The sequence below is a fragment of the Pseudofrankia saprophytica genome (genome assembly GCF_000235425.2).
Classification (GTDB): Bacteria; Actinomycetota; Actinomycetes; order Frankiales; family Frankiaceae; genus Pseudofrankia; species Pseudofrankia saprophytica.
The window spans coordinates 2,871,339-2,894,367 of the sequence record NZ_KI912266.1 but is presented as its reverse complement, the minus strand read 5'-3'; the positions used below and the strand labels follow the sequence as shown (position 1 = coordinate 2,894,367).

16 protein-coding genes are annotated in these 23,029 nt (G+C 73.5%); 8 read left to right on the top strand and 8 right to left on the bottom strand.

The window, feature by feature from the left end; all coding sequences use genetic code 11:
• The first annotated feature begins 16 nt into the window (after positions 1-16).
• The 7 genes from pruA (at position 17) to FRCN3DRAFT_RS0211980 (ending at position 9,127) form a co-directional block, all read left to right on the top strand.
• Complete coding sequence (gene pruA, locus FRCN3DRAFT_RS0212010; RefSeq protein ID WP_007514499.1) at positions 17-1,642, top strand: L-glutamate gamma-semialdehyde dehydrogenase; 1,626 nt, start codon at positions 17-19, stop codon at positions 1,640-1,642.
• Positions 1,643-1,762: 120 nt separating this feature from the next.
• On the top strand, positions 1,763-3,058 hold the full coding sequence (locus tag FRCN3DRAFT_RS0212005; RefSeq protein WP_232794015.1) for a methylenetetrahydrofolate reductase C-terminal domain-containing protein: 1,296 nt from the start codon (positions 1,763-1,765) through the stop codon (positions 3,056-3,058).
• Positions 3,059-3,260: 202 nt separating this feature from the next.
• Positions 3,261-4,574, top strand: coding sequence for an amidohydrolase family protein (locus FRCN3DRAFT_RS0212000; protein WP_007514497.1), 1,314 nt, complete (start codon positions 3,261-3,263; stop codon positions 4,572-4,574).
• Positions 4,575-4,577: 3 nt separating this feature from the next.
• Positions 4,578-5,336 carry an ABC transporter ATP-binding protein gene (locus FRCN3DRAFT_RS0211995; RefSeq protein WP_007514496.1) on the top strand — a complete coding sequence of 253 codons (759 nt, stop codon included), beginning with the start codon at positions 4,578-4,580 and terminating at the stop codon, positions 5,334-5,336.
• 5 nt (positions 5,337-5,341) lie between these two features.
• Positions 5,342-6,256 (top strand): ABC transporter permease, encoded by a 915-nt coding sequence (locus tag FRCN3DRAFT_RS0211990; protein WP_007514495.1) that lies wholly within the window; start codon positions 5,342-5,344, stop codon positions 6,254-6,256.
• 174 nt (positions 6,257-6,430) lie between these two features.
• Positions 6,431-7,624 (top strand): hypothetical protein, encoded by a 1,194-nt coding sequence (locus tag FRCN3DRAFT_RS0211985; RefSeq protein ID WP_007514493.1) that lies wholly within the window; start codon positions 6,431-6,433, stop codon positions 7,622-7,624.
• A gap of 138 nt (positions 7,625-7,762) precedes the next feature.
• Positions 7,763-9,127 carry an FAD-binding oxidoreductase gene (locus FRCN3DRAFT_RS0211980; RefSeq protein ID WP_007514491.1) on the top strand — a complete coding sequence of 455 codons (1,365 nt, stop codon included), beginning with the start codon at positions 7,763-7,765 and terminating at the stop codon, positions 9,125-9,127.
• A gap of 258 nt (positions 9,128-9,385) precedes the next feature.
• Here FRCN3DRAFT_RS0211980 and FRCN3DRAFT_RS0211975 read toward each other — a convergent pair whose 3' ends face one another.
• The 3 genes from FRCN3DRAFT_RS0211975 to FRCN3DRAFT_RS0211965 all read right to left on the bottom strand — a co-directional run bounded on the left by FRCN3DRAFT_RS0211975 (position 9,386) and on the right by FRCN3DRAFT_RS0211965 (position 12,211).
• Positions 9,386-10,156, bottom strand: a complete 771-nt coding sequence (locus FRCN3DRAFT_RS0211975) for a GAF and ANTAR domain-containing protein (protein ID WP_232794013.1) — start codon at positions 10,154-10,156, stop codon at positions 9,386-9,388.
• Positions 10,157-10,183: 27 nt separating this feature from the next.
• Entirely contained in the window at positions 10,184-10,987 is an 804-nt protein-coding gene (locus FRCN3DRAFT_RS0211970) for a GAF and ANTAR domain-containing protein (protein ID WP_007514489.1), read from the bottom strand.
• Positions 10,988-11,149: 162 nt separating this feature from the next.
• Entirely contained in the window at positions 11,150-12,211 is a 1,062-nt protein-coding gene (locus FRCN3DRAFT_RS0211965; RefSeq protein WP_198535962.1) for a fatty acid desaturase family protein, read from the bottom strand.
• Between the two features lie 276 nt (positions 12,212-12,487).
• Here FRCN3DRAFT_RS0211965 and FRCN3DRAFT_RS0211960 point away from each other — a divergent pair, with 276 nt between their 5' ends.
• Positions 12,488-13,384 carry a transglutaminase-like domain-containing protein gene (locus FRCN3DRAFT_RS0211960; RefSeq protein WP_007514487.1) on the top strand — a complete coding sequence of 299 codons (897 nt, stop codon included), beginning with the start codon at positions 12,488-12,490 and terminating at the stop codon, positions 13,382-13,384.
• 30 nt (positions 13,385-13,414) lie between these two features.
• On the opposite strand, the gene FRCN3DRAFT_RS0211955 is transcribed toward FRCN3DRAFT_RS0211960, so the two are convergent.
• The 5 genes from FRCN3DRAFT_RS0211955 to FRCN3DRAFT_RS0211930 form a co-directional block, all read right to left on the bottom strand.
• The gene (locus FRCN3DRAFT_RS0211955; protein WP_007514486.1) at positions 13,415-15,259 is read right to left on the bottom strand and encodes a phytoene desaturase family protein; all 1,845 of its coding nucleotides are present in this window, start codon (positions 15,257-15,259) and stop codon (positions 13,415-13,417) included.
• Positions 15,256-16,029 carry a creatininase family protein gene (locus FRCN3DRAFT_RS0211950; RefSeq protein ID WP_007514485.1) on the bottom strand — a complete coding sequence of 258 codons (774 nt, stop codon included), beginning with the start codon at positions 16,027-16,029 and terminating at the stop codon, positions 15,256-15,258. Before FRCN3DRAFT_RS0211950 ends, FRCN3DRAFT_RS0211955 begins: the two co-directional genes overlap by 4 nt.
• 239 nt (positions 16,030-16,268) lie before the next feature.
• The gene (locus FRCN3DRAFT_RS0211945; protein WP_007514484.1) at positions 16,269-17,609 is read right to left on the bottom strand and encodes a serpin family protein; all 1,341 of its coding nucleotides are present in this window, start codon (positions 17,607-17,609) and stop codon (positions 16,269-16,271) included.
• 166 nt (positions 17,610-17,775) lie between these two features.
• The gene (locus FRCN3DRAFT_RS44105) at positions 17,776-18,750 is read right to left on the bottom strand and encodes a hypothetical protein (protein WP_051466236.1); all 975 of its coding nucleotides are present in this window, start codon (positions 18,748-18,750) and stop codon (positions 17,776-17,778) included.
• 401 nt (positions 18,751-19,151) lie between these two features.
• A complete protein-coding gene (locus FRCN3DRAFT_RS0211930; protein ID WP_232794012.1) occupies positions 19,152-22,814 on the bottom strand; it encodes an NAD-glutamate dehydrogenase domain-containing protein in 3,663 nt (1,220 codons plus the stop codon).
• Positions 22,815-23,029: the final 215 nt, after the last annotated feature.

The window sequence follows — 23,029 nt, the reverse complement described above, 5'->3', positions numbered from 1 at the left end:
CCTGGGGAGGCGCGCGATGGACGCGATCACCGCGGTGCCGCGGCCGGTCAACGAGCCGGTGCGGACGTATCCGGCGGGCTCCGAGGCACGCGCGCGGCTCGCCGCGCGGTGCGACGAGCTGGCCGCCACGCCGGTGGAGCTGACGGCGGCGATCGGCGGACAGCGGCGGCCCGGCGGCGGGGCGGCGGTCGACGTCGTCATGCCGCACGACCACAAGCACGTGCTGGGCACGTTCCGGGCCGCGACCGAGGACGACACCCGGGCGGCGCTCACGGCGGCCCGCCAGGCGGCGCCCGGGTGGCGAGCGCTCGGATTCGACGACCGGGCGGCGGTGTTCCTGCGGGCGGCGCAGCTGCTGGCCGGGCCGTGGCGGGACACGCTGAACGCGGCGACGATGCTCGGGCAGAGCAAGGTCGCGCACGAGGCCGAGATCGACGCCGCCTGCGAGCTGGTCGACTTCTGGCGGTTCAACGTCGCGTTCGCCCGGGAGATCCTCGCCGACCAGCCGGCGTCCGGCCCCGGGGTGTGGAATCGGGCCGACCACCGGCCGCTGGAGGGGTTCGTCTACGCGGTCACGCCGTTCAACTTCACCTCGATCGCCGGCAACCTGCCGACCGCGCCCGCCCTGCTGGGCAACGTCGTCCTGTGGAAGCCCGCCCCCACCCAGCAGCTCGCCGCGCACTTCCTCATGGGACTGCTGGAGGAGTCGGGCCTGCCGCCCGGCGTGATCTCGATGCTGCCCGGTGACGGCACCGCCGTCTCCGCCGTGGCCCTGGCCGATCCTGACCTCGCCGGCATCCACTTCACCGGCTCGACGCGGACCTTCCAGCACCTGTGGCGCCAGGTCGGCGAGAACATCGCCCGCTACCGCGGCTACCCGCGCCTGGTCGGCGAGACCGGCGGGAAGGACTTCGTCCTGGCCCACCCGTCGGCCGACCCGGACGTGCTGCGCGCGGCGCTGCTGCGCGGCGCGTTCGAGTACCAGGGCCAGAAGTGCAGCGCCGCGTCCCGGGCGTACATCCCGGAGTCGGTGTGGCGCCGGGTGCGCGACGGGCTCGTCGCCGAGACCGAGGCGCTGGTGACCGGGGACGTCACCGACCCGGCGGTGTTCTGCGGCGCGCTCATCGACGCCCGCGCGTACGCCCGGGTGACGGCGGCGATCGACCGGGCCCGGCTGGTCGACTCACTGACGATCATCGCCGGCGGGCTGGCCGACGACAGCCGCGGCTGGTTCGTCCGTCCGGCGGTCGTCCTCGGCACCGACCCGACGGACGAGGCGTTCACCACCGAGTACTTCGGCCCGCTGCTCGCCGTCCACGTCTTCGCCGACACCGACTACGACCGGGTCCTCGCCGGGATCGCCGACCCCGACGCGTCGCGCTACGCGCTCACCGGCGCCGTCATCGCCCAGGACCGGACCGCGGTGGCGCGCGCCCTCGACGCGCTGCGGTTCGCGGCGGGCAACTTCTACGTCAACGACAAGCCGACCGGCGCGGTCGTCGGCCAGCAGCCCTTCGGCGGCGCCCGCGCCTCCGGCACCGACGACAAGGCCGGCTCGGCGCGCAACCTGCTGCGCTGGACCAGCGCCCGCGCCATCAAGGAGAACCTCCGGCCGCCCACCGACCACCGTTATCCGTCCTGAGGCGGGCCAACGCCCAGGCAAGGACGATGGACGGATGGGTGACCGTCGACAGAGTGACATTCGTTGATTCGGAGGTATGAAACCTAGATTTGATCGTCTGGCAACCGAACGCTGCCGGTGGTGCTGGACAGTGTTGGCGTGGTCGACATCGGGGGCTTCACCGGCGCTGACTGGCGCGCCGCGGCTGCCCGGTGTCCGAAGACGATGACACACGGCCCGTGCGCCGGCGTCGGCACGGACGGGTCCTGCGAGGTTCCCGGTCTCGGGACCTGCGCCTTCTTGGAGATCGATCCCGCCAGCTGGCCGTACACCGCCGTCCTCGCCGAGCGGAGCCCGGCCGGCGGACGCCGGGACGCGGCCGGCCCGTCCCCGGTGCCGGCCGACCCGCATCCACGGGTCGCGGAGTTCCTCGCCGCGGCCGGTACCCGGCCGGTGATCGTCGCCGACCTGCCAGCCGCTCCGTTGTCCGCCGCCAGCCTGCGCGCCAGCGCGGCCGCGCTCGCCGGAGCCGCCGACGCCTGCCTGCTCGGCGACCACGGCGGCGCGCGGGTCCAGTTCCCGCCCTCCTACCGGGCCCGGCTGCTCGCCGACGAGGGCATGCCCGCCTGGGTCGGGATCAACTGTCGAGACCGCAACCGGGTCGCGATCGAGGGCGAGATCGCGGCCTGCGTCGACGCGGGCGCCGTGGCGCTGCACTGCGTCACCGGCGACCATCCGGCCCTCGGCCACCGGGCCGACGCCCCCGGGGTCTTCGACCTGGACTCCGCCGGCGTAGTGGAGCTGGCCGCCGCCGCGGCGGCGCGCTCCGGCGGGGCGCTGTGCTCGGTCGCGCACGCCCCCGCGGCGCCGCCGGCCGAGCGGCGGCTCCCCCGGCTGTTCGCCAAGATCAACGCAGGTGCCGACGCGGTGTTCGTCGACCACTGCGGCGGTCCGGGACCGGTCGCGGACGCCGTCGGCGAGCTGCGCGCGGCCGGGTTCACCGGCCTGGTGCTCGTCTGTGTCCCGGTCGTGACGAGCACCGCGTCGGCCACGGTGATCGCCTCGTTCGCGGGCGGCCGGCTGCCGGCCGGGTACCTGGAGCGGATCACCGGCGGCCCGTGGGCGCCACCGGCGAACGGTGCCGCGGGCCCCATCGGGGTCGCGGACGGGGGTACCGCGGGCACGGGCGCCGCGGCGGTGGAGGCGGCCGAGATCGAGGCGGCCGGAATCGCCGAGGGCACCGAGCTCGCCGAGCGAATGCTCGAGATTCCCGGCGTCGACGGGGTGAACCTCTCCGGGGGCGCCCCGCCCGGCCAGGAGGAGGCGCTCGCCGCGGCGATGGCCGAGATCGCCCGCCGGGTGCTCGGCCAGGCCGCCCCGGCCGGCCGGCGCGGGTCACGTCGGGCAGCCGCCGGCACGGGAGCCGGGTCGTCATGAGACGGTTCACCATGGGACACAGGGCGCGAACCGCTCGCATCGGGCGAGTCACGCGCGCGGGGCGGGCCGTGTACGCGGCGCGAGCCCCGCATGCGGGGCTCGCCGCGTGCACGGGTCGGGTCGCGCGGACAGGACCGACGTGGCCGGGACCGGCGGTGCGGGCGGCCGGCGGCGTCGGTGAGCCGGGAGGCGTGGTGGGCGGATGGCGGTGGGCATGAGCTGGCTGCGCTCGGCGATGACGGCGACGGGTGACGTCGTCGACGTCGAGATCGTCGACGGGGTGATCGGGCAGGTGCTGCCCGCCACCGGGACGGCCGGCGGCGGGACGAGCAGCAGCGGGACGGCCGGCGGGCTCGGCCCGGACGACGCCGACCTGTCAGGGCAGGTGCTGCTCCCGTCGTTCGTCGAGCCGCACGCGCATCTGGACAAGGCGCTCACCGCCTCGCTCGGGCACAACCTCACCGGCGACCTAGCAGGCGCCATCGCCGCGATGGACCTGCTGCGCGAGCTGACCACGCCCGCGGACATCATCACCAGGGCGGAAGCGGCGCTGCGCATCCACCTCGCCTACGGCACGACCCACATCCGCTCGCACGTCAACGTGCTCTCCGACGTGGGCCTGTCGGGCCTGGAAGCGATGATCGAGGTCCGGGAGCGCTGGCGCGGCGTCATCGACCTGCAGCTGGTGGCGCTGGTGAACGACACCGGCGGCCCGCTGCTGCGCGAAGCCCTCAAGATCGGCGCGGACGTCGCCGGCGGCTGCCCGCACATGGAGGACGACCCGGACCGGGCCGTCGCCGCCTGCCTGGACGCCGCCGGCGAGGCCGGCAGGCCGATGGACCTGCACACCGACGAGACGCTCAACCCGGCCGCGCTGAGCCTGCGGACGATGGCCGACCTGGTCCTGCGCACCGGTTTTCCGCATGGCGTGACGGCGAGCCACTGCGTGAGCCTCTCGATGCAGCCGATCGAGACTCAGCGGGAGATCGCGGAGCGGGTAGCCGAGGCCGGCATCGCCGTCGTCGCGCTCCCGCAGACGAATCTGTTCCTGCAGGGCCGCGACCACCCGGTCGCCACCCCGCGGGGCCTGACCGCCGTCGGGCCGCTGCTGCGCGCCGGGGCGACGGTCGCCGCCGGCGGCGACAACCTGCGCGACCCGTTCCACCTCGTCGGCCGCGGCGACGCGCTGGAGGTCGCCGCACTCATGATCACCTGCGGCCATCTCGACCCGATCGGGGCGCTGAACACGGTGACCGCGGCCCCGCGGGCGGCGATGGGCCTGCCAGCGGTGACGCTGACGCCGGGCGCGCCCGCCGACCTGGTCGCGATGCCCGCGACCGACGTGCTCGACGCCCTCGGCATCGCCGGCGCCGAGCGCACCGTCTGGCGCGACGGCCGGGTCGTCGCCCGCACCGTGGTGCGTTCCGAGCTCGCCGCCCCGCCCGGGGCGTCGCCCGTCTCCGCCGCGTCCGCCTGGTCGATGGCTTCGTCCACCCCGTTCCAACCGAAGGCCTAACCGATGACGACGACAGCCGAACCTTCGCGCGCGGGCACCGCCGCACTGCGTTTCACCGGCGTCAGCAAGAAGTTCAAGGACGGCACGGTCGCGCTCACCGGCGCGGACCTGACGGTCGCTCCCGGCGAGCTCGTCTCGGTCGTCGGTCCGTCGGGCTGCGGGAAGAGCACGCTGCTGCGGATCGCCAGCGGCCTGGACGAGGCGAGCGACGGCGAGGTCGACGTCCACTCGAAGTCCGTCGGCTACGTCTTCCAGGACGCCACCCTGCTGCCCTGGCGCAATGTCTGGGACAACGTCGGGCTGCTCGCCGAGCTCGAGCACATGGCGAAGAAGGAACGAGACCGGCGGGTCCGTGACGCGATCGATCTGGTCGGCCTCACCGGTTTCGAGAAGCACCTGCCGCACGAGCTGTCCGGCGGCATGCGGATGCGCACGTCGCTGGCCCGGTCGATGGTGCTCGCGCCGGACGTGTTCCTGTTCGACGAGCCGTTCGGCGCGCTCGACGAGATCACCCGGGAGCGGCTCAACGACGAGCTGCTGCGCATGTTCATCCAGCGCGGCTTCGCGGCGCTGTTCATCACCCACTCGGTGCAGGAGGCGGTCTTCCTGTCCGGCCGGGTGCTGGTGATGAGCGGCCGGCCGGGCCGGGTGAAGGCCGAGGTCGCCGTCCCGTTCGACTACCCGCGCGCACCGGAGCTCCGCTACAGCGCCGAGTTCGCCGCGCTGTGCGGCGAGGTCTCCCGACACCTCAGGGACGTGTGAGGACGATGACCGTAGATTCCGTGCCGGCGACAGATTCCGTGCCGGCGACGGTGGCCGCCGCCCCGCCGGACGAGACGCTCACGGCGCCGTCGGCGACGCCACCGCGCGCCGCCGGGCGGCGGTGGGCCCGCGTTCGCAGCCGGCTGCTCAACAAGTTCCTGCTGCCGCTCACGGTCTTCGCGCTGTTCATCGGCGTCTGGTACCTGGTCTCCGGGCTGACGCTGACCAAGCAGCAACGGTTCATGCTGCCGCTGCCACATGACGTGATCAGGGTGGGCATTCTCGACTGGTCCAACTTCAAGGTCACCCTCGAGGCTCTGCGCTACACCGTCATCGTCACGTTTCTGGGGCTGGCGATCTCGATGGTGCTCGGTGTGCTCGCCGCGGTGCTGATGCACCAGGCCAAGTGGATCGAGAACTCGCTGTACCCGTGGGCGGTCGTGCTGCAGACGGTGCCGATCCTGGCCCTCACCGGCGTGCTGAGCTTCTTCTTCGGGTTCGCGCTCACCAGCCGGACGATCGTCTGCGTCATCATCGCCTTCTTCCCGATCGTGTCGAACACGTTGTTCGGCCTCCAGTCGGTCGACCGCGGGATGCACGAGCTGTTCACGCTGCACCACCCCAGCCGCCTCACCCGGCTGTGGAAGCTCGAGCTGCCAGCGGCGTTGCCCGCGATGTTCACCGGCTTCCGCAACGCGGCGGGCCTGTCGGTCATCGGCGCGATCGTCGGCGAGTTCTTCTTCAAGCAGGGCAACGCCGGTCTGGGCACCAACCTGTCGGTCTTCCAGTCCCGTCTCGAGGGCGAGCGGCTGTGGGCGACCACGCTGGTGGCGAGCCTGCTCGGCATCGCGGTCTTCGTCTTCTTCGGCTGGCTGTCGCGCCGCGTCGTCGGCCGCTGGTACCAGCCCAAGCGAGGCTGACGCCGGTCCGCCCCGCACGACTGCACCACCCACCACCCACCAGCCACCACCCACTCCACCGGCATCACCGCACCGCCGCATCACCACGTCACGCCAGCCGCGCCACCGCGGCCCGGTTTTTGTCCATCGACACCGTCGGGTGCACGCCGCCCGAGGAACCAGGGGGAGACTCCGTTGATCAGACCACGCCCGACCAGGATCGTCGCGGCGACCGCCGCGGCGGTCGCGCTCGCTTTGGTCGCCGCCGCCTGCGGCAGCGACGACGACTCGACGGGCACCACGCCGTCGGCGTCCGCGGGCGGGCCGGTGCCGGCCCAGTACGACCTGAAGGCGGCCGGCTGCCCGAGCACCATCGTCCTGCAGTCCGACTGGAACCCGGAGTCGGAGCACGGCGGCCAGTACCAGCTGCTCGGCCCGAACCCGACATTCGACACCGGCAAGAAGTCGGTCACCGGTGAGCTCGTCGCGCACGGCGGCGTCGACACCGGCGTGAAGCTGGAGATCCGCGCCGGCGGACCGGCGATCGGCTTCCAGACGGTGACGTCGCAGCTGTACGCCGACGACAAGATCACAATCGGCTACGTCAGCACCGACGAGCAGATCGCCCAGTCCAAGGACCACCCGACCGTCGCGCTGCTCGCCGGCCTCGAGAAGAGCCCGCAGGAGATCGGGTGGTCGCCGGAGAAGCACCCGGACTGGAAGACGATCGCCGACATCGGCAAGACCGACACCAAGGTGCTCTACTTCGAGGGCGCCGCGTACATGGACTACTTCACCGGCCAGGGCATCCTGAAGAAGAGCCAGATCGACGGCAGCTACGACGGCACGCCGACGAACTTCGTCGCCTCCGGCGGTGAGTACGCCGTCCAGGGCTTCGCGACCTCCGAGCCCTACACCTGGGAGAACGAGGTCCGCTCCTGGGGCAAGCCGCTGAAGTACCAGCTGGTCGCCGACGCGGGCTTCGACTTCTACCAGCAGGCGATCGGCGTGCGCGCGGACAAGCTTGCCGCCCTCAAGCCCTGCCTCACCAAGCTGGTCCCGATCATGCAGCAGGCGATCGTCGACTTCATCGCCGACCCGGCCACGGCGAACAAGGTCATCCTGGACGCGGTCACGAAGTACAACAACGGCTGGGTCTACACCCAGGGCGTCGCGGACTACGCGGTCAAGACGATGGCCGAGCTCGGCATCATCGGCAACGGCAAGACCCCGACCCTCGGTGACTTCGACGATGCCCGCACCCAGACCCTGATCGGCATCCTCACCCCGATCTACGCCCAGCAGGGCAAGCCGACCAAGGACGGCCTCAAGCCGTCGGACCTCTACACCGACGAGTTCCTCGACACCAAGATCAGCCTGACCTCGTGACACCCGTGGGTCTCGCGGATGCCCGCGGCGTCCGCGAGACCCACGGCGCTCGGGAGTAGCTGACAAAGGCGGGTCCCGGTGGCCTCCGCCCAGCGGGCGGCCACCGGGATTCGTCGTTCCCAACGACGGAGGATGTTCATGGCGGAATCTGTCGCCATGCCGGTGTTCAAACGGGCGACGCTGCCCGAGACGACCCCGGTCGACCCGGAAGCGTTGAACGGCCTGACCTTGGAGCTCACCCGGCTGCTCGGCGAGGACGCGGTGTCCCGCGACGAGGCGGCCCGGCTGACCGCGTCGCAGGACTGGGCGCACATGAGCCCCGTCCTGCGCCCGATGCTGCCCGGCGGCGTCGCCGACGTCGTCGTCCGCCCGCCGGACGCCGACGGAATCGCCGCGGCCGTCGGCGCCGCGCACCGCCACCGGGTGCCGGTCACCGTGCGCGGGCAGGGCACCGGCAACTACGGCCAGGGCATCCCGCTGTTCGGCGGGCTGGTCATCGACACCTCCCGTGCGACGAAGGTGCTCGCCGTCGAGGACGGCTGGATCACCGCCGAGGCGGGGGCGTCCTTCGTCCTGATGGAGAAGGCGGCGCTGGCGACCGGCCAGGAGCTGGCCATCATGCCGTCGACCGTGGGCTCCACGATCGGCGGGTTCATCGCCGGCGGCGCCGGCGGTACCGGTTCGATCGCGAACGGCGCCGTCTGGGACGGCTACATCCGCTCGCTGCGGGTCGTGCCGTGTACCGACGACGCCACCCCGGTCGACGTGCCCTACCCGGACAACATGGCCCAGTCGCACGCCTTCGGCGTCAGCGGCGTCATCGCCACGGCGACGGTGGCGCTGCGCCCGGCGCGGCGCTGGACCGCGCTGTTCGCCTCGTTCCCCGAGCTCGACGGCGCCGTCGCCGCCGGCGAGGAGCTGTTCGGCCTGGAGCCGACACCCCGGCTGCTCTCCCTCGACGAGGCGGGTGTCGTCGCCACCTACCGCCCCGCGGACCCGGCGATGCCGGCCGACCGCCTGTCCGTGCGCGGGATCGTCACCGAGGACAGCGTCCCGGCCGCCACCGCCATCGTCGAGCGCCACGGCGGCCGGGTCGACGCGGTCCGGCCGAAGGGCCCAGCCCTGGTCACGTCGCTGTCCTACAACCACACGACCTATCGAGTCCGCAAGCTGCGCCCCGAGCTCACCCACCTGCAGTGCGGCGGCCCGGGGCTCACCCGGCGCCGCGCCGAGGTGGCGGCCATCGCGCCGGACACGCTCATCCACCTGGAGGGCTTCGCCGACCTGGAGGGCGGCGGCCGGTTCTGGGCCGGCATGCTGTTCCTGCGCTTCGACGACGCCGACACCCTCTACGACCGGATGGCCCGCCTCGCCGAGGTCGAGGTCTACGTCAACGACCCGCACACCTGGGTGCTGAAGAACCGCGTCGACATGATCCGCGAGGCCGCCGCCCGCTTCGACCCCGACGGCCTCCTCAACCCCGGGAAGCTCCCCGCTCCATAACTCTGGTTCGCTCCGTCCGGGCACGGCGCTCCGGCCCCTTACTCGCTTCGCTCCCAAGGGACCTCCGCGCCGTGTCCTCCTCCGCGAACGGGCGCTCCGGCGACCTCGCTGCGGCCCGACCCACGTCGCTTCGCTCGTGGGACGGGCCTCCGCGAGTCGCGCCTCCGCGCCCAGCACGGTCACCTGGCGCTGTGACGTCACCCATCGAAGGGCGACCGCGCCGACGGCCGCCAGGGCCGCCCAGAGCGCCCGGAGCGCTCAGGGCGGCGGCTGCCGGGCTGGCTGGGCGCTGAGCACCAGGCGGCTGTCGAGCGTCCCCTCGACGATGCCGCGGGCAAGGTCGGTGAGGCGGGTGTTGGTGTCGCGGGCGTGCCGGCGCAGCCGGGCGAACGCCTGGTCCATGTCGAGGCCGCCGCGTTCGGCGAGGACGCCCTTGGCCTGCTCGATCATGATCCTGCTGGTCAGGGCGTGCTGCAGCTGCTCGGCCAGCAGCTCGTGGTGCCGGATCGCGCGCTCCTGCAGGATCGCGATCGTGGCCACGTCGGCAAGGGCCTGGGCGACACGGGCCTCGGTGTCCGCGAGCGTGCCGGGCAGGGCTCCGAACAGGCTCAGTGTCCCGACCACGTCATCGCGCAGCCGCATCGGCAGCACGTGCACGCAGCGGTAGCCGGCGGAGCGGGCCTCGGCCGCGAAGATCTGCCACCGGAGGGCGGCCAGGTCGATGTCGGGGACGGTGACCGTCGTGCCGGTCCGGTAGCAGTCCAGGCCGGGCCCTTCGTCGTGCTCGAGCTGGAAGAGCCCCAGCAGGCGGCTCGCCTCCGACGACGCGGCTACCACCTGCAGCCTCCCGCGCTGGTCGGACAGCATCAGGCCGGCCGCGGCCACACCGAGGAGCGCCACGCAATGGTCGGCCAACCGGTGTAGCAGGTCCGCCACGTCATAGTCGGCGACCAAGCTGTCTGCGAGGCCAACGAACGCCTCGCTCAGCTCCCGTTCCCGGCACACCGCTTCCTCCGCACGACTCACCACCGGAGGGACCGTCCCTCCCTGCCCCCATCATCGGGGCAGGTCTCCGTGGAGCCGCACCCGGCGGGCGACAATGTCGCGGGCGGTCTCGTCGGCTATCTGACCGCGAGCACGGGCCAGCGAACGCAGCCGTACGAGGGCCTCCTGCGCGCTCACGCCGAGCTGGGCCATGACCATCCCGGTCGCCTGGTGAATCTCCGGCTGGTACAGCGAGGAGGCCCGCGCCCGCAGCCGGGCCGCGGCCTCGCCCGCCAGATCGCCCCCGAGGTCACCCGTCAGGTCGCCCGCAATGTAGTCCAGGTCACCCCCGGGCGCACCAGGCTCCACGATGGGCGCGCGTCCTTCGGACGGATCGCCCGTCACGTCGTCAGGCGGTCCGCTGGCGGGCAGGTCGAGCAGGATGAGGGCGACGGTGTCCGCGACGACCAGCGCGTCCGCGAGGGCGTCGTCGTCCAGCTCGCCGGGGCGGGCCCGGCCGAGGCCGAGCGTTCCCAGGCCGATCGCGCCGATCCGTAGCGGAAACGCGAAGAAGGCCCGGTAGCCGGCGGCCAGCATCGCGGGCGTGAACCGCTCCCATTGCTGGCCCGCCGGCCCGGCCAGGTCTCCCACGAGCACCGGGTGGCCGTCCAGGGCCGCGTCCTGGCAGGGCCCCTCCCCCAGGGCGAGCTGGAGGTCGTCGAGCCGGCCGGCCGCCGCGTCACTCGCGCCGTGCGCGCCCCGGCCGGTGGCGCCGGCCGTCACCGAGATCGCCGCGCCATCGACGCGCAGGGCGGTCGCGACGCTGGTGCACAGCCGGTCCAGACGCGGGTCTGGTTCTGTGCCGTCCGAGGTCACGCGCGGGCCTGTCAGGAACCGACCCGCCGGCGAGGCCCGCGGCGGACCGCGGACCTGGCACGGGTCACGCGGGCGCTCCCCGGCCGGCCACCGGCCGGGCGAGCGCCTGCCGGACTAGCCGGGCCGCCCGTGGCGCGGTTCGAGCGCCCCGGCCCTGGCTGTTCACACCTGGACGGGACGACGCCGCAGCGGCTCGCCGACGGCGTGCAGGTGGGCGAGCACCTCCCGGTACGAGCCCAGGGGGCTGCTCTCCTGGTAGCTGACGCCGTGCGTGTCGCAGAACTCCTTCACGAACACCTGCGCCCGGCGCAGGTTCGGCCTCGGCATTATCGGGAAGAGGTGGTGCTCGATCTGACGGTTCAGCCCGCCGTAGACGATGTCGGTGATCCGGCCGCCGCGGATGTTGCGCGAGGAGAGGACCTGCCGCCGCAGGAAGTCGGTGCCGGGCTTGGGGAAGATCTCCATGCCCGTGTGGTTCGGGGCGAACGCGCAGCCCATGTACAGGCCGAACAGCGCCTGGTGTGCCGCGATGAAGACCAGGGCCTTCACCGGCGACAGGACGAGGAAGATCGTGCCGAAGTAGGCGATGGTGTGCGCCGCGAGCAGCGCCGCCTCGGTGACCGCGCCCCGGTTCCGCCGCGCCGCCACCTCGCGGATGCTGGCCACGTGCAGGTTCAGGCCCTCGAGCAGCACGACCGGGAAGAACAGGTATGCCTGGTAGCAGGTCATCCAGCGCAGGAAGCCGCGGCGGTCGTTGGCCTCGTCCGGCGCGAACACGAATGCGCCGCTGCCGACGTCGGGGTCGCGACCCACGGTGTTCGGCTGCGAATGGTGACGGCCGTGTTTGTCCATCCACCAGCCGAAGCTCAGCCCTATCAACAGGTTCCCGTGCAGGAGGCCCACGGCCTTGTTGGACCGCCGACCGGCGAAGATCTGCCGGTGGCCCGCGTCGTGGCCGACGAACGCCACCTGGGTGAACATCACCGCCAGGAACGCCGCGGTGAACAGCTGCCACCACGAGTTTCCCAGCCAGGCGAAGAACAGCCAGCCGCCGCCGAGCAGCGCCCAGTTCGCCATGATCACCAGGGCGTAGCGACCAGGACGGCGGTTCATCAGCCCAGCGCCCTTCACGCGCTGAGACAGCTCGACGAAGTCGAGACGGCCGGCTGGTACCGGCGAGCAGTCGTCAGACCGGGTCAAATCCGGAATTTCAGACGCGGCCATGGCATTAACGGTCATGGTCATCCTTCTCAGCCGACCTTACGGAATCAGCGAGTTGGAACCCAGAACAGGCGTTCGGTCCAGACCGGGACGAGTACTCAGTCGCTGTCGAGGAGCTTACCCGGCGGCTGTCCCGGCAACCGCGCGGGCCGACGGACCTCGCACATTCAACTGACCTGGCACAATCGCAGTGTGCGGGATCATGGATCCGGCACGGTGGTCGGCGTCCTGCCGGCCGTAGGCGTCCGGCGGCGGTCGCCGCCGGGGTGAGGCGGCCGCGTGACGACGGAAACAGGAGTCCCCGACGGGACTCCGCCCCGACCGGCCGCCACCGGCCGGGGCCGGGTGGTCAGCGTCGAGCTCGCGTTCGACGTCGAGGAGCCCGCGGACATCGCGTTGTCGATCGCCGCCGCCCGAGGGCCGCGGGTGCTCGTCGAACGGCTGACCGTGGCGACGACGGGCGAGTCCCCCGTCGCCGAGCCGACCGAACTCGCCGCCCCGCACGGCGGCCGGATTCATCTGCTGCATCCCCCCCGAGGCCTGCTGACCATCTCCTACTGGGCGGAGCTCGAGCAGGCGCCGACCGACTCCCACAGGGACATAACGACCGATGCCCCCGACGCCGGCGGACTCACCATGGAACAGCTGACCTACCTCTGGCCGAGCCGCTACTGCCCGTCGGATCACGTCGTCGGTTTCGCGGTCGCCGAGTTCGGCGGCCTACCGCCGGGGCGGCCCCGAGCCGACGCGATCGCCGCCTGGATCCATCACCGCATCGGCTACGTGCCCGGCTCCAGCGCCGTCCACGACTCCGCCGAGGACACACTGCTCACCGGGCAGGGCGTCTGCCGGGACTTCGCCCACCTGGGCATCACGCTCTGCCGGGCGCTCCTGATACCGGCCCGCTTCGCCGCCGTCTACGCGCCCGGGCTGACCCCGATGGACTTCCACGCCGTCTTCGAGGCCTGGATCGACGGCGCCTGGCGGGTCTACGACGCCACCCGCAAGGTCCCGCGGGCGAGCCTGGTGCGCATCGCGACCGGCCGGGACGCCGCCGACGCCGCCTTCGCCGACATCCTGGGGGGCATCGTCACCCTTCAGTCGATCGAGGTCACCGCGACGGCGGCCGGAGACCTCCCCGTCGACGAGCACACGTCCGCCGCCCTGCTCAGCTGAGAGCGCCGGCCCGGGTTCGGACCTCGCCGGCTACAGCGGCAGCCGGGTGCGGCCGGCGGAGGCCAGGACCGTCGCCGCGGCGTTGCGGCCGGAGGCACCCCAGACTCCGGCGCCCGGGAAGGTGGCCCCGCCCGTCAGGTAGAGGCCGGCGATCGGCGTGCGGTAGCGGGACAGCTCGCGGTGCCGGCCCAGCAGGGCCGCCATGACCCCGTCCGGGAACGACGGGACATAGCCACGGCGCAGGAAGAACTCGCGCTCGTAGTCGGGCGGCGTCATCGCCCGCCAGTCCCGCACCGATGCCAGCACGCCCGGCCCGTCGCCGCAGATCGAGGCGTACCGCTCCAGCCAGCCCCATGGCACCGCCGCGTCGCCCCAGCCGCCCCGCCGCGCCCACGGCGTCCACAGAACCTCAAGGCTGAGCACGTGCGCCGCCGTGCCTCCCCAGGGGCCTCCGGCCAGGTCGGCCGAGGGGCCTCCGGACGCGGGAGGCTCCGCCATCATCCCGCGCCCTTCGGCCATGCCGCCTGAGGAGCCTCCGGACGCGGGAGGCTCCGCCATCATCCCGCGCCCTTCGGCCATGCCGCCTGAGGAGCCTCCGGACGCGGGAGGCTCCGCCATCATCCCGCGTCCTTCGGCCGGCGATGGCCGCATGGTCTCGTCCAGGACGGACGGGATGTTGAGGAAGAACATCGGCGGGTCGCTGACCAGGCCCGTCGGCAGCGCCGCCGCGGCGGCGATCTGCTGCTCGGGTGTCGGGCTCACGATCGTCGTCGGGACGTGGCGCAGCGCCGCCGGGAGCACGTCCTCGGGCAGCTCCAGGACCGCGCGGGGCGTCGGCAGGGCGGTGACGACCGCGTCCACCTTCGACTCGTAACCGTCGGCCGCGGGCCTTTCGACCCAGCGCTTCCGCAGTCTGCGTGTGGCCGGGACACCGGCGAGCCAGTCGACGAGCAGGGTGTGGGGGTCGGTGGCGTTCACGACGGCCCCGGCGGTGATCCGCCGCCCGTCGACGAGCCGCACCGCCCGGGCCCGCCCCGACACGATGTCGACCCCGGACACCCGCGCCCCGGTGACGACCTGCCCGCCGTGGGCGCGCGCGCAGGCCTCGAGCGCCGCGGGCACCGCGCCACTGCCACCGACCGGCCGGCCGACGCCGACGAGGTGGCGGATCGCGAGCCCCAGCGCCCCGAGTCCGGTGCCCGGCGCGTCCGGCCCCAGCCCCCACACCGCAGGACCGACGGTGTGCGTCGAGGCGATCATCCACGGCGGCAGGCCGAACGAGGTGAGCACGTCGACCAGGCTGCGCCGCGGCCAGTCCAGCAGCACCCGGGAGCCGCGCAGCCGCTGCTGCGCGACGACGGTGGCGACGATCGACGGCGTCGTCGGCCGGCCGCCCTGCACGGCCAGCACCAGCTTCGCCGCCGGGATCGCGACCTCCAGGTAGCGCCGGTAGGCGGTGGCCGCGGCCGGGTCGATCCGGGCAAGGCCGTCGACGGTGCGCTCGATCGAGCGCCACTGGACGAACACCGGCTCATCGCCCCAGCCGACACCGATGACCAGCGGGTCGACGTCCAGGTAGCGCAGGCCATAGGAGGCCAGGTCGAGCTCCTCGACGATGCCGCTGGCGCGGATCATCGTGTGGTCGCAGTTACAGACGTTGACGCGGGTACCGAGCGCGTCGACCGTCGAGGCACACCCGCCGGCCGTCTCCCGTGCCTCGAGGACGACGACGGACCGGCCGGCGCGCGCCAGGTACGCCGCGCACGCCAGCCCGTTGTGCCCACCGCCGATGACGACGACGTCCGCGTGCGCCGGCAGCTCGGCCGACCCAGGTGTGGCCAGCGGCCGCACGGCCGTCGACAGCTCGGCCGTCACCGGGCGTGCTTCGGGTCGAAGCGGGCGATCTCACGCAGCGACGCGGCGGCGGTCTCGACCATCGCCTCGTAGCGCTCCTTGCCGTGCTCGGCCGTGGCGCCGACCGGGTCGCCGAGGGTGCCGTTCGTCCCGAAGTCGTCGGACAGCCAGCCGAACGAGACCGGGCGGCCCCAGCCGACCCGCTCGAAGGAGGCCAGGTGCTCCGGCACGCTGCGCTCGGCCAGGTCCATCCGGACCAGGTCGGGGCGCAGGTGCAGCATCAGTGACGTCTCCTCGATCCCGGCGTGGATGCCCATGCCCAGCTCGGACGCGGGCGCCGTCCCGCCGTGGTCGGGGGGCAGCGACGGGTGCATGACGAAGGTGCGCAGCCCGTGCGCGAGCCGGATGTCGCGGCTCGCGACCTGCAGCAGCGCGCTGTTGCCGCCATGGCCGTTGAGGAACACCAGCCGCTCGACGGGCGTCGTCGCGAGGCAGCGGCCCAGGTCGTCGAGCGTCGCCAGCACCGTCGTCGCCGACAGCCACATCGTCCCCGCCGACCAGGCATGCTCGTTGGACTTGCTGTAGGCCAGCGTCGGCAGCAGCAGCAGGTCGATCTCGTCCCCGTGGGCCGCGACCACGTCGCGCGCGAGCGTGTCGGCGACGACCAGGTCGGTCGAGAGCGGCAGGTGCGGCCCGTGCTGCTCCACCGACCCGATCGGCAGGACGGCCACCGCCCCCGGCGACAGGTCCGCGATCTCGGGAGCCCGCAGGTCGGCGAAGATCCTGGTCATGCTGCCTCCAGACGGTCGCGCGCTGCCCGGGGAACCGACCGACGGCCCGAAACACGGATCACTCCGGGCGGCCGGACCCCGCTCCCCGCATGGTGGCCCGCCGACCACTCTGTCCAGTCGTCATGACGACACCGTCAGGGCCAAATTTCCAGGTGGCTAACTTCCCGGAACGGCAGGGTTTGCCCGCCGAGGCCGTGGTCGGGCCAGCGGCGCCGCCGGACCAGTCAGGCGCGGGCGGGTCAGATGGCGGTCGGGTCGACAACGCGACCGACGAACAGCGGGGTCGCCGTCGCCCGGTCGTGGATGACGAACAGGAACGGGCGGTCGACGGTCAGGCGACGGTCGGTCATGATCGCCGAGACGGCCATGGACACGGCGGTCGCCGCCGCGGCCTCGGTGCCCTGCTCGTCGACGGCGATGAACGCCTCGTGCACCACCCTGTCGATGTGCAGCTTCTCGGCCGCGGTCATCCCGCTGAAGTCGGCGTCGCCACCGAAGGCGGTCGGCATGCCGAGCGCCACCAGCAGGTCGTTCAGGTCGGCGTGGGTACGAAACGTCCAGCGCGGCAGTTCCAGCTCCACCGCCGCCGGCTGGAAACCGGTGAGCAGGCCGCGCAGCGCCGCCTCGTCGAGCGCCGCCTCGACCGCGTCGAACCGGCCCGGGTCGGGCAGCACGACCGCCATCGCCAGCTCGCCGCCGGCATAGGGGACGTCGACGGCCTGCCAGCCCGGCCCGGTCGCGTACCCGGCACCTGACACCGTCCCGGCCATCAGCTGGGCCTGGACGACCGAGCCGTCGGGGCGGGTGAACCGCGCCGGCCGGGCGTCCCCGAACGGCGTCTGCCACGGGGCACGCAGGTACAGCGCGTTGACCAGCACCAGCCGGGTGGAGGCGTCCAGGTCGCCGGCCGAGAGCAGCCGCGGGATGCGGTCGTAGGTCTGCTTCGAGACCCAGGCGTTGATCGCGCTGGCCGCGCCCGCGGCGTCCGCCCCGAAGTCGACGGTCCGCATGCCCGACCCGTAGTAGCGCGCCAGGGTCGCCAGGAACGGCGTCTCCCAGGGCACCTGCCGTTGGCCCCACAGCGAGTTCGCCACGTCCAGGACGAGCTCGATCGTCGAGCCGTCGGGCAGCGTCCGCTTGCTGGCCCGGCTCTCCATCGCCAGCGCCAGTGCGTTCAGCCCGACGGGCAGCCCGTCCGGCCCGCTCCCCAGTGCGGACGCGTGCAGCACCGCGTCCATCTCGGCGGCCGTGCGGCCGGCGGCACCGGCCCGGGTCATCCCGAGCGCGACCGCCACTGAGTACGGCGAGCAGACCAGGTTTCCGGCGTTCGCCGCCGCGGCTCGCCGGTAGAGGTCGGCGGTGAACCCGCGGACCGCGGTCGCGGCGCCGCCGAGCGCCGCCGCATCCGCCGGGGCCCGGGCGACGTTCTCCGCGACCACCGCCCCACCGGCGGACCCACCGTCACCGGCGGGCCCACCGCCCTCGCCACCGGCCGCGTCGCCGCACGCACCGGTCAGGGCGCCCAAGCCCAGGCCCGCCGCCCCCAGGACGGCCGCCCGCAGTAATTCCCGTCGCCGCATCACGCCCTCTCCGACGCACCCTCGGCGACCTCGGTTCCAACCCGCGCCGCCCTGTCGCCACGGAGCAGGGCCGTCGGGTCGCCGGGCCGTCGGGTCGCCGGGTCGCCGGGTCGCCACGCCGCCAGCCGCCGGGTCGCACCCAGCCATGCTTCGGGCGCCCGCCGGTTCACGGGCAGTCGGGGCACGGCCGGTACACGCCTGCCCAGCCGCGCGCCTCGAGCGCGGTGGCAAGTTGACGGGCGACCCGGCAGGGGCCGCCGAGCACCTGCCTGCCAGAGAAGTGCTGCGTGTCGAGGCCCGAGTTCTGGATGATGTTGTCCCGCTCGAGGCCGGCTTCCCACTGCCCGACAGCGGTGTGAACGAGGCGGCCGTCCAGTTCGACCGCGAGCTCGAACTGCTCGTACAAGGCGTCGAACCGGTAGGACCGGTCGCCGTCGCGATGCCAGATCTGTCGTCTTGGTTCCGGCAGGCCGTGGCGGCGCACGAGCTGCACGAACCGGATCTCGAGCACCGAGTGGGCGCCGTCCTCGGCGAGTCGGATGATCTCGCCGAGCAACCGCCGGTGGCGGGCGTGGCTGCGCCGTTCCAACGCGGCCACCAGCCGCGGCCCCGTCGTCAGCTGGCCGCGGATCGCCTTGGCGACGAGCTCACACACGTCGTCGGCCTCGTCCAGCTGTTCGGCCAGGTCAAGGACCGTCCGTTCAATGGTCGTGCGGGGCGGAGCCGCGGACCGGTGGATGTCGCCGGGAGGAATCGACCGACGGGTGCGGTGAACGCGCACGTCGTCTGCCGCGACCAGGCGGGACAGGCCTTCGACGAGCACGTCGATGGTCGACGGCGGCGCGGCGACCAGGCCCCACGCATGCCCGGCGGTCCGCAGGCACAGAACGGCCGTGTCCGGTCCGGCGTAGAGCACGGCCGCCCACAGCCTGCTCTCTTCGGTCAGCGGACCGTTGTAGGCGACGTAGACCCGCGGATGGACACGTTGCCATCGACCGGAGACGACCTGCGCTCGGATGTGATGGTGGGTGATCCCGTGTTGGCCGGCCTGGGCGACGGTAAACGCCTTGGCCTGGGCGTTGATGAGCGCCTCCCACCGCGGGTTCGACAGGAGTAGCACCGCGCGCCGCCGGATCGTCACGCCGCGAGGATGCCCGACCGCCGCCTCCGGCGCTCCCACCTGTCCACAGGCGCCTGGCCGTCGAATCGTGGCCGGTCATCGACCACACGGGCACCACCATCGACCACAGCTCAATTGTCGATCATCGAGCGTGGTCGATGGTGGTGCCCCGGGGCACCACCATCGACCACGATTCGGCGCCGGAGGGGGTAGGAGGACGCCCGGTGAGGTTGCGCCCGTGGGAGGGGCGGCGGGATGGAGCAGGCACGGTTCAGCGCTTGACCCCAGGTCTGTCCCGGTCGCCCTTCAGCGTCCCGCTCAGCCGCGCACGATTGATTACCGATGGTTACCGGTGGCGCGGCCGGCTCGCGGTCCAGGCAGGTCAGGCCGGAAGGCCGGACGGGGCGCGCCAGGCCGGTGGGTCAGTCGTCGCGCAGGCGGGGGCCAAGGCCGTTGTCGGTGAACTGGACGCGTTCGACGAGGAGGCGCAGCTCGCGGATCGCGACCGTGGCCGCGGCGACGTCGATGGGGCCGGTGCCGACCCGGACGTCGGTGGGTTGGAAGACCGCCCGGCGCGCGGAGCGGGGGCGAGGCTCGCCCGAGGGCGGTTCGCCGGCGAGCTCGGCGAGGACGGCGGTGAAAGGGCCGACGGCGTCGGCGCGCCGGGTGAGCCAGCGAGAGGTGAGCGCCCGCTGGCCGTCGGCCAGACAGGCGTCGGCGTCCCCGCCGGTGCCGGCCGGCTCCGCGGCTCCCCACGAGGCGGGGGCATCGGCGCGGGCGGCAACGAGGACGAGCCAGTCGAGCGTCGCCCACAGCTCGGTGAGCCGGGCACGCAGGGCCGCCTTGGCGGCGAGCGTCCAGTGCGAGTCGGCGGCGACGTCGACCAGCCGGGTGTGCAGGCCGGCGAGGCCGAGCCAGCGGCCGAGCACCTGATGCACGGCGGCGGCGTCCTCGATGGCCGCCGGCGCCGGTCGCGGCGCGGCGACCAGCAGGTCGAGCGCGGTGCCGAGCGCGCCGAGCCCCGCGATCCTCGCGGTCAGGTCCGCTTCGGCTGCCGGGCCACCCACGCCGAACGCGGCGGCGAGGTCGGCCGCCGGCCGGCGCAGTCGTTCGGTGACCGTCGTGGTGCCGGCCGGGCCGCGGGCGTGGCGCAGCAGCCACCCGGCCGCCAGCTCGTGGAACTCGCGGGCCGCGCGCCGGCCGGCGAGCTCCTCGGCGGCCGCCATCGCGTCGCCGCCGCGGTCCAGCGCCGCCCACAGGTCGTCGAGGCCGAACAACGCCGCCGCGGCCGCGTACGCCCGGGCGGCGTCGGCGGTGGTCACGCCGACCTCCTCCTCCAGCCGGAAGACGAAGCCGGGCCCCATCCGGTTGACCAGCTCGTTCGCCAGCCGGGTCGCGATGATCTCGCGGACCAGCGGGTGCGCGCTGATCCGGACCGCGAAACGTTCCCGCACCGCCGGCGGGAAGTAGCACTGGGCGATCAGGTCGAGCGCGGGCGCGTCCGGCAGCGTCGAGTCCAGCAGCTCCTGGCGCACGAGCGTCTTCGCCTTGGCCTGCAGCACGGCGAGCTCCGGGCGGGTGAGTCCGGTGCGCTCGGCGCGCAGCTCCTCCAGCCGCGTCTCCGACGGCAGGTGCTCCAGCGCCCGGACCAGGCCGGAGCGGGCCTCGAGGTTGCGCAGCAGCCGAATGTGGCGGTCCAGGAAGAACGGCGCGTAGGTCGCCGCCAGACTCACCGCCACCGCCTGTTGGGCGCTGTCGTCGAGGACGGCCGCCGCGACGTCGTCGGTCAGCGAGCGCAGCAGCTCGTCGCGGCCCGCGCGGGTGAGCTCGCCGTCGTCCACCGCGCCGGCCAGCAGGATCTTCAGGTTGACCTCGCGGTCGGAGGTGTCGACGCCGGCGGAGTTGTCGAGGAAGTCCGTGTTGATCTTTCCGCCGAGGTGGGCGAGCTCGACCCGGCCGGCCTGGGTGACACCGAGGTTGCCGCCTTCGACGACGACCCGGGCGCGCAGTTCGTCGGCGTCGACGCGGACCGCGTCGTTCGCGTGGTCGGCGGCGTCGTCGTCGTCCTCGGTGCTGGCCTTGATGTAGGTGCCGATACCGCCGTTGTAGATCAGGTCGACGGGGGCGCGCAGCAACGCCTGGATCAGCTCGACCGGCGACATGCCGCCGCCGGCGGCGGTGCCGCCATCGCCGGCACCGCCGCCGGTGTCGCCCGAGGCGCCGTCGCTGTCGGCGGTGGGGGCGGCGGGCGGGAGGCCGAGCACCTCGCGGGCCCTGGCCGAGAGTTCGACGCGGCGGGCGTCGCGGCGGAACACGCCGCCACCGGGCGAGAGGATCTTGGGGTCGTAGTCCGCCCACGACGAGGCGGGCAGCTCGTAGAGCCGCTGCCGCTCGGCGAAGGAGGCCGCCGGGTCGGGATCCGGGTCGATGAAGACATGCCGGTGGTCGAAGGCGCCGACCAGTCGCATCGAGCGTGACCGCAGCATGCCGTTGCCGAAGACGTCGCCGGACATGTCGCCGATCCCGACGACGGTGTACGGGTCGCGGTCGGCGTCGACGCCGAGCTCGCGCAGGTGCTGGCGGGCCGACTCCCAGGCCCCCCGGGCGGTGATCCCGATCTCCTTGTGGTCGTAGCCGGCCGACCCGCCGGACGCGAACGCGTCGCCCAGCCAGTAGCCGTACTCGGCGGCGATCTCGTTGGCGAGGTCGGAGAAGGTCGCCGTGCCCTTGTCGGCGGCGACGACCAGGTATGTGTCCGGGTCGTCGTAGCAGATGGTGCGCTCCGGGCCGAGCGGCCTGCCGCCGACCAGGTTGTCGGTCACGTCCAGCAGGGCCGACACGAACGTCCGGTACGCGGCCCGCACCCGCTCCTGACTTCGACGCCCACCACCGGCGCCGCCCGCGCCCGGGTCGCCGCCGCCGGCCGCACCGCCGATCCGGGTGCCGGCGCCGATCCGGGTGCCGGCGGCCGTGGACGGATCATGCAGGACGAAGGCGCCCTTGGCCCCGTCGGGAACGATGACGACGTTCTTGGTGACCTGTGCCCGGTAGAGGCCGTGCGCCTCGGTGCGGTAGTCCTCGGGCCGGTCGGAGAAGCGCAGGCCGCCGCGGGCGACCCGTCCGCCGCGCATGTGCACGCCCTCGACGGTCGGCGACGTCACGAACACCTCGACCCAGGGCCGCGGCGCCGGCAGGAGGCCGAGCCGTGACGAGGCGATCTTCAGCGCCAGCGCCGGCTTCGCCCGCCCGGCGGCGTCGCGCTGGTAGTGGTTGGTGCGGATCACCGCGGTGAGCACGTCGCGTAGCCCGCGCAGGATCCGGTCCTCGTCGAGGCTGGCGACGGCGGTGAGCAGCGTTTCCAGCCTGGCCAACGCCGCCGCCGCGGCCGCCGCCCGGGCCTCCGGGCCGGGCTGCTCCGAGCCGGTGTGGTCCGAGCCGGTGCCGTCCGGGTCGGTGCGGTCCGGGTCGAAGCGGGCCTGGAAGTAGTCGAGCAGCCCGTGGGCGAACGCCGGGTTCGCCAGCACCGTCCGCGCGGCGTAGTCGTGCGACAGGCCGACCCCGCTCTGGTGCAGGAACCGCCAGGCCGCCCGCAGGACGTCGACCTCGCGCCAGGGGACGCCCGCGGTCAGCGCCAGCCGGGTGAACCCGTCCAGCTCGGCCTGCCCCGTCCACACCGCGACGAACAGCTGCCCGAGCGCCTCCCGTGCCGCCGCCATGCCCGCCGCCGCCATGCCCGCCGGGGCCGTGCCTGATGGCGCCGTGCCCGCCGGGGCCGTGCCCGCGTCGTTGCCTGCCGACGCGATGCCTGCCGACGCGATGCCTGCCGACGCGGTGCCTGGCGGGTCGGGCAGCCGCAGCAGGTACTCGTCCCAGTCGGGGGCCCTTGACCCGTCGGCGCCGGTCGGCGGCCGGTCGTGGTCGACGACCTCGACGCCGAGCCGGGTGAACACGTCGACGACGACCGCGAGCGGTGGCCGCCCCGTCGCCACCGGCCAGGTGAGCACGCACCGCGTCGTCCCGTCGGCGCCGTCGCTGAAGGTCACCCCGGGGGCGGCCACCGCGGGCGTCCCGGACGGCTCCGCCATCCGCGCCCCGCCATCGCTCGCCGTCCCTGCCTCAGGGCCGCCCGCCCTCGAGACCCCCGTGGCCACACCGCCACCTGCACTCACGGTTTCACCGGCTTCGTCGTAGTCCTGACGGCCCTGCCCAGCCCACCCGGCCGGCTCGAGCGGTCAGGTCCGGAAGCCGGTCCTGACGGCCCGACGGTCCAAGGTCGCTTTGGAGGTCGTCCATATCCCGT

Bases quoted from the DNA above. Each gene is read 5' to 3' on its own strand.
- FRCN3DRAFT_RS0211965 (WP_198535962.1), bottom strand. From the start codon at position 12,211: ATGGCCGCGTCTGAAATTCCGGATTTGACCCGGTCTGACGACTGCTCG.
- FRCN3DRAFT_RS0211995 (WP_007514496.1), top strand. From the start codon at position 4,578: ATGACGACGACAGCCGAACCTTCGCGCGCGGGCACCGCCGCACTGCGT.
- FRCN3DRAFT_RS0211990 (WP_007514495.1), top strand. From the start codon at position 5,342: ATGACCGTAGATTCCGTGCCGGCGACAGATTCCGTGCCGGCGACGGTG.
- FRCN3DRAFT_RS0211945 (WP_007514484.1), bottom strand. From the start codon at position 17,609: ATGCGGCGACGGGAATTACTGCGGGCGGCCGTCCTGGGGGCGGCGGGC.
- FRCN3DRAFT_RS0211980 (WP_007514491.1), top strand. From the start codon at position 7,763: ATGGCGGAATCTGTCGCCATGCCGGTGTTCAAACGGGCGACGCTGCCC.
- pruA (WP_007514499.1), top strand. From the start codon at position 17: ATGGACGCGATCACCGCGGTGCCGCGGCCGGTCAACGAGCCGGTGCGG.
- FRCN3DRAFT_RS0211950 (WP_007514485.1), bottom strand. From the start codon at position 16,029: ATGACCAGGATCTTCGCCGACCTGCGGGCTCCCGAGATCGCGGACCTG.
- FRCN3DRAFT_RS0212000 (WP_007514497.1), top strand. From the start codon at position 3,261: ATGGCGGTGGGCATGAGCTGGCTGCGCTCGGCGATGACGGCGACGGGT.
- FRCN3DRAFT_RS0211930 (WP_232794012.1), bottom strand. From the start codon at position 22,814: ATGGCGGAGCCGTCCGGGACGCCCGCGGTGGCCGCCCCCGGGGTGACC.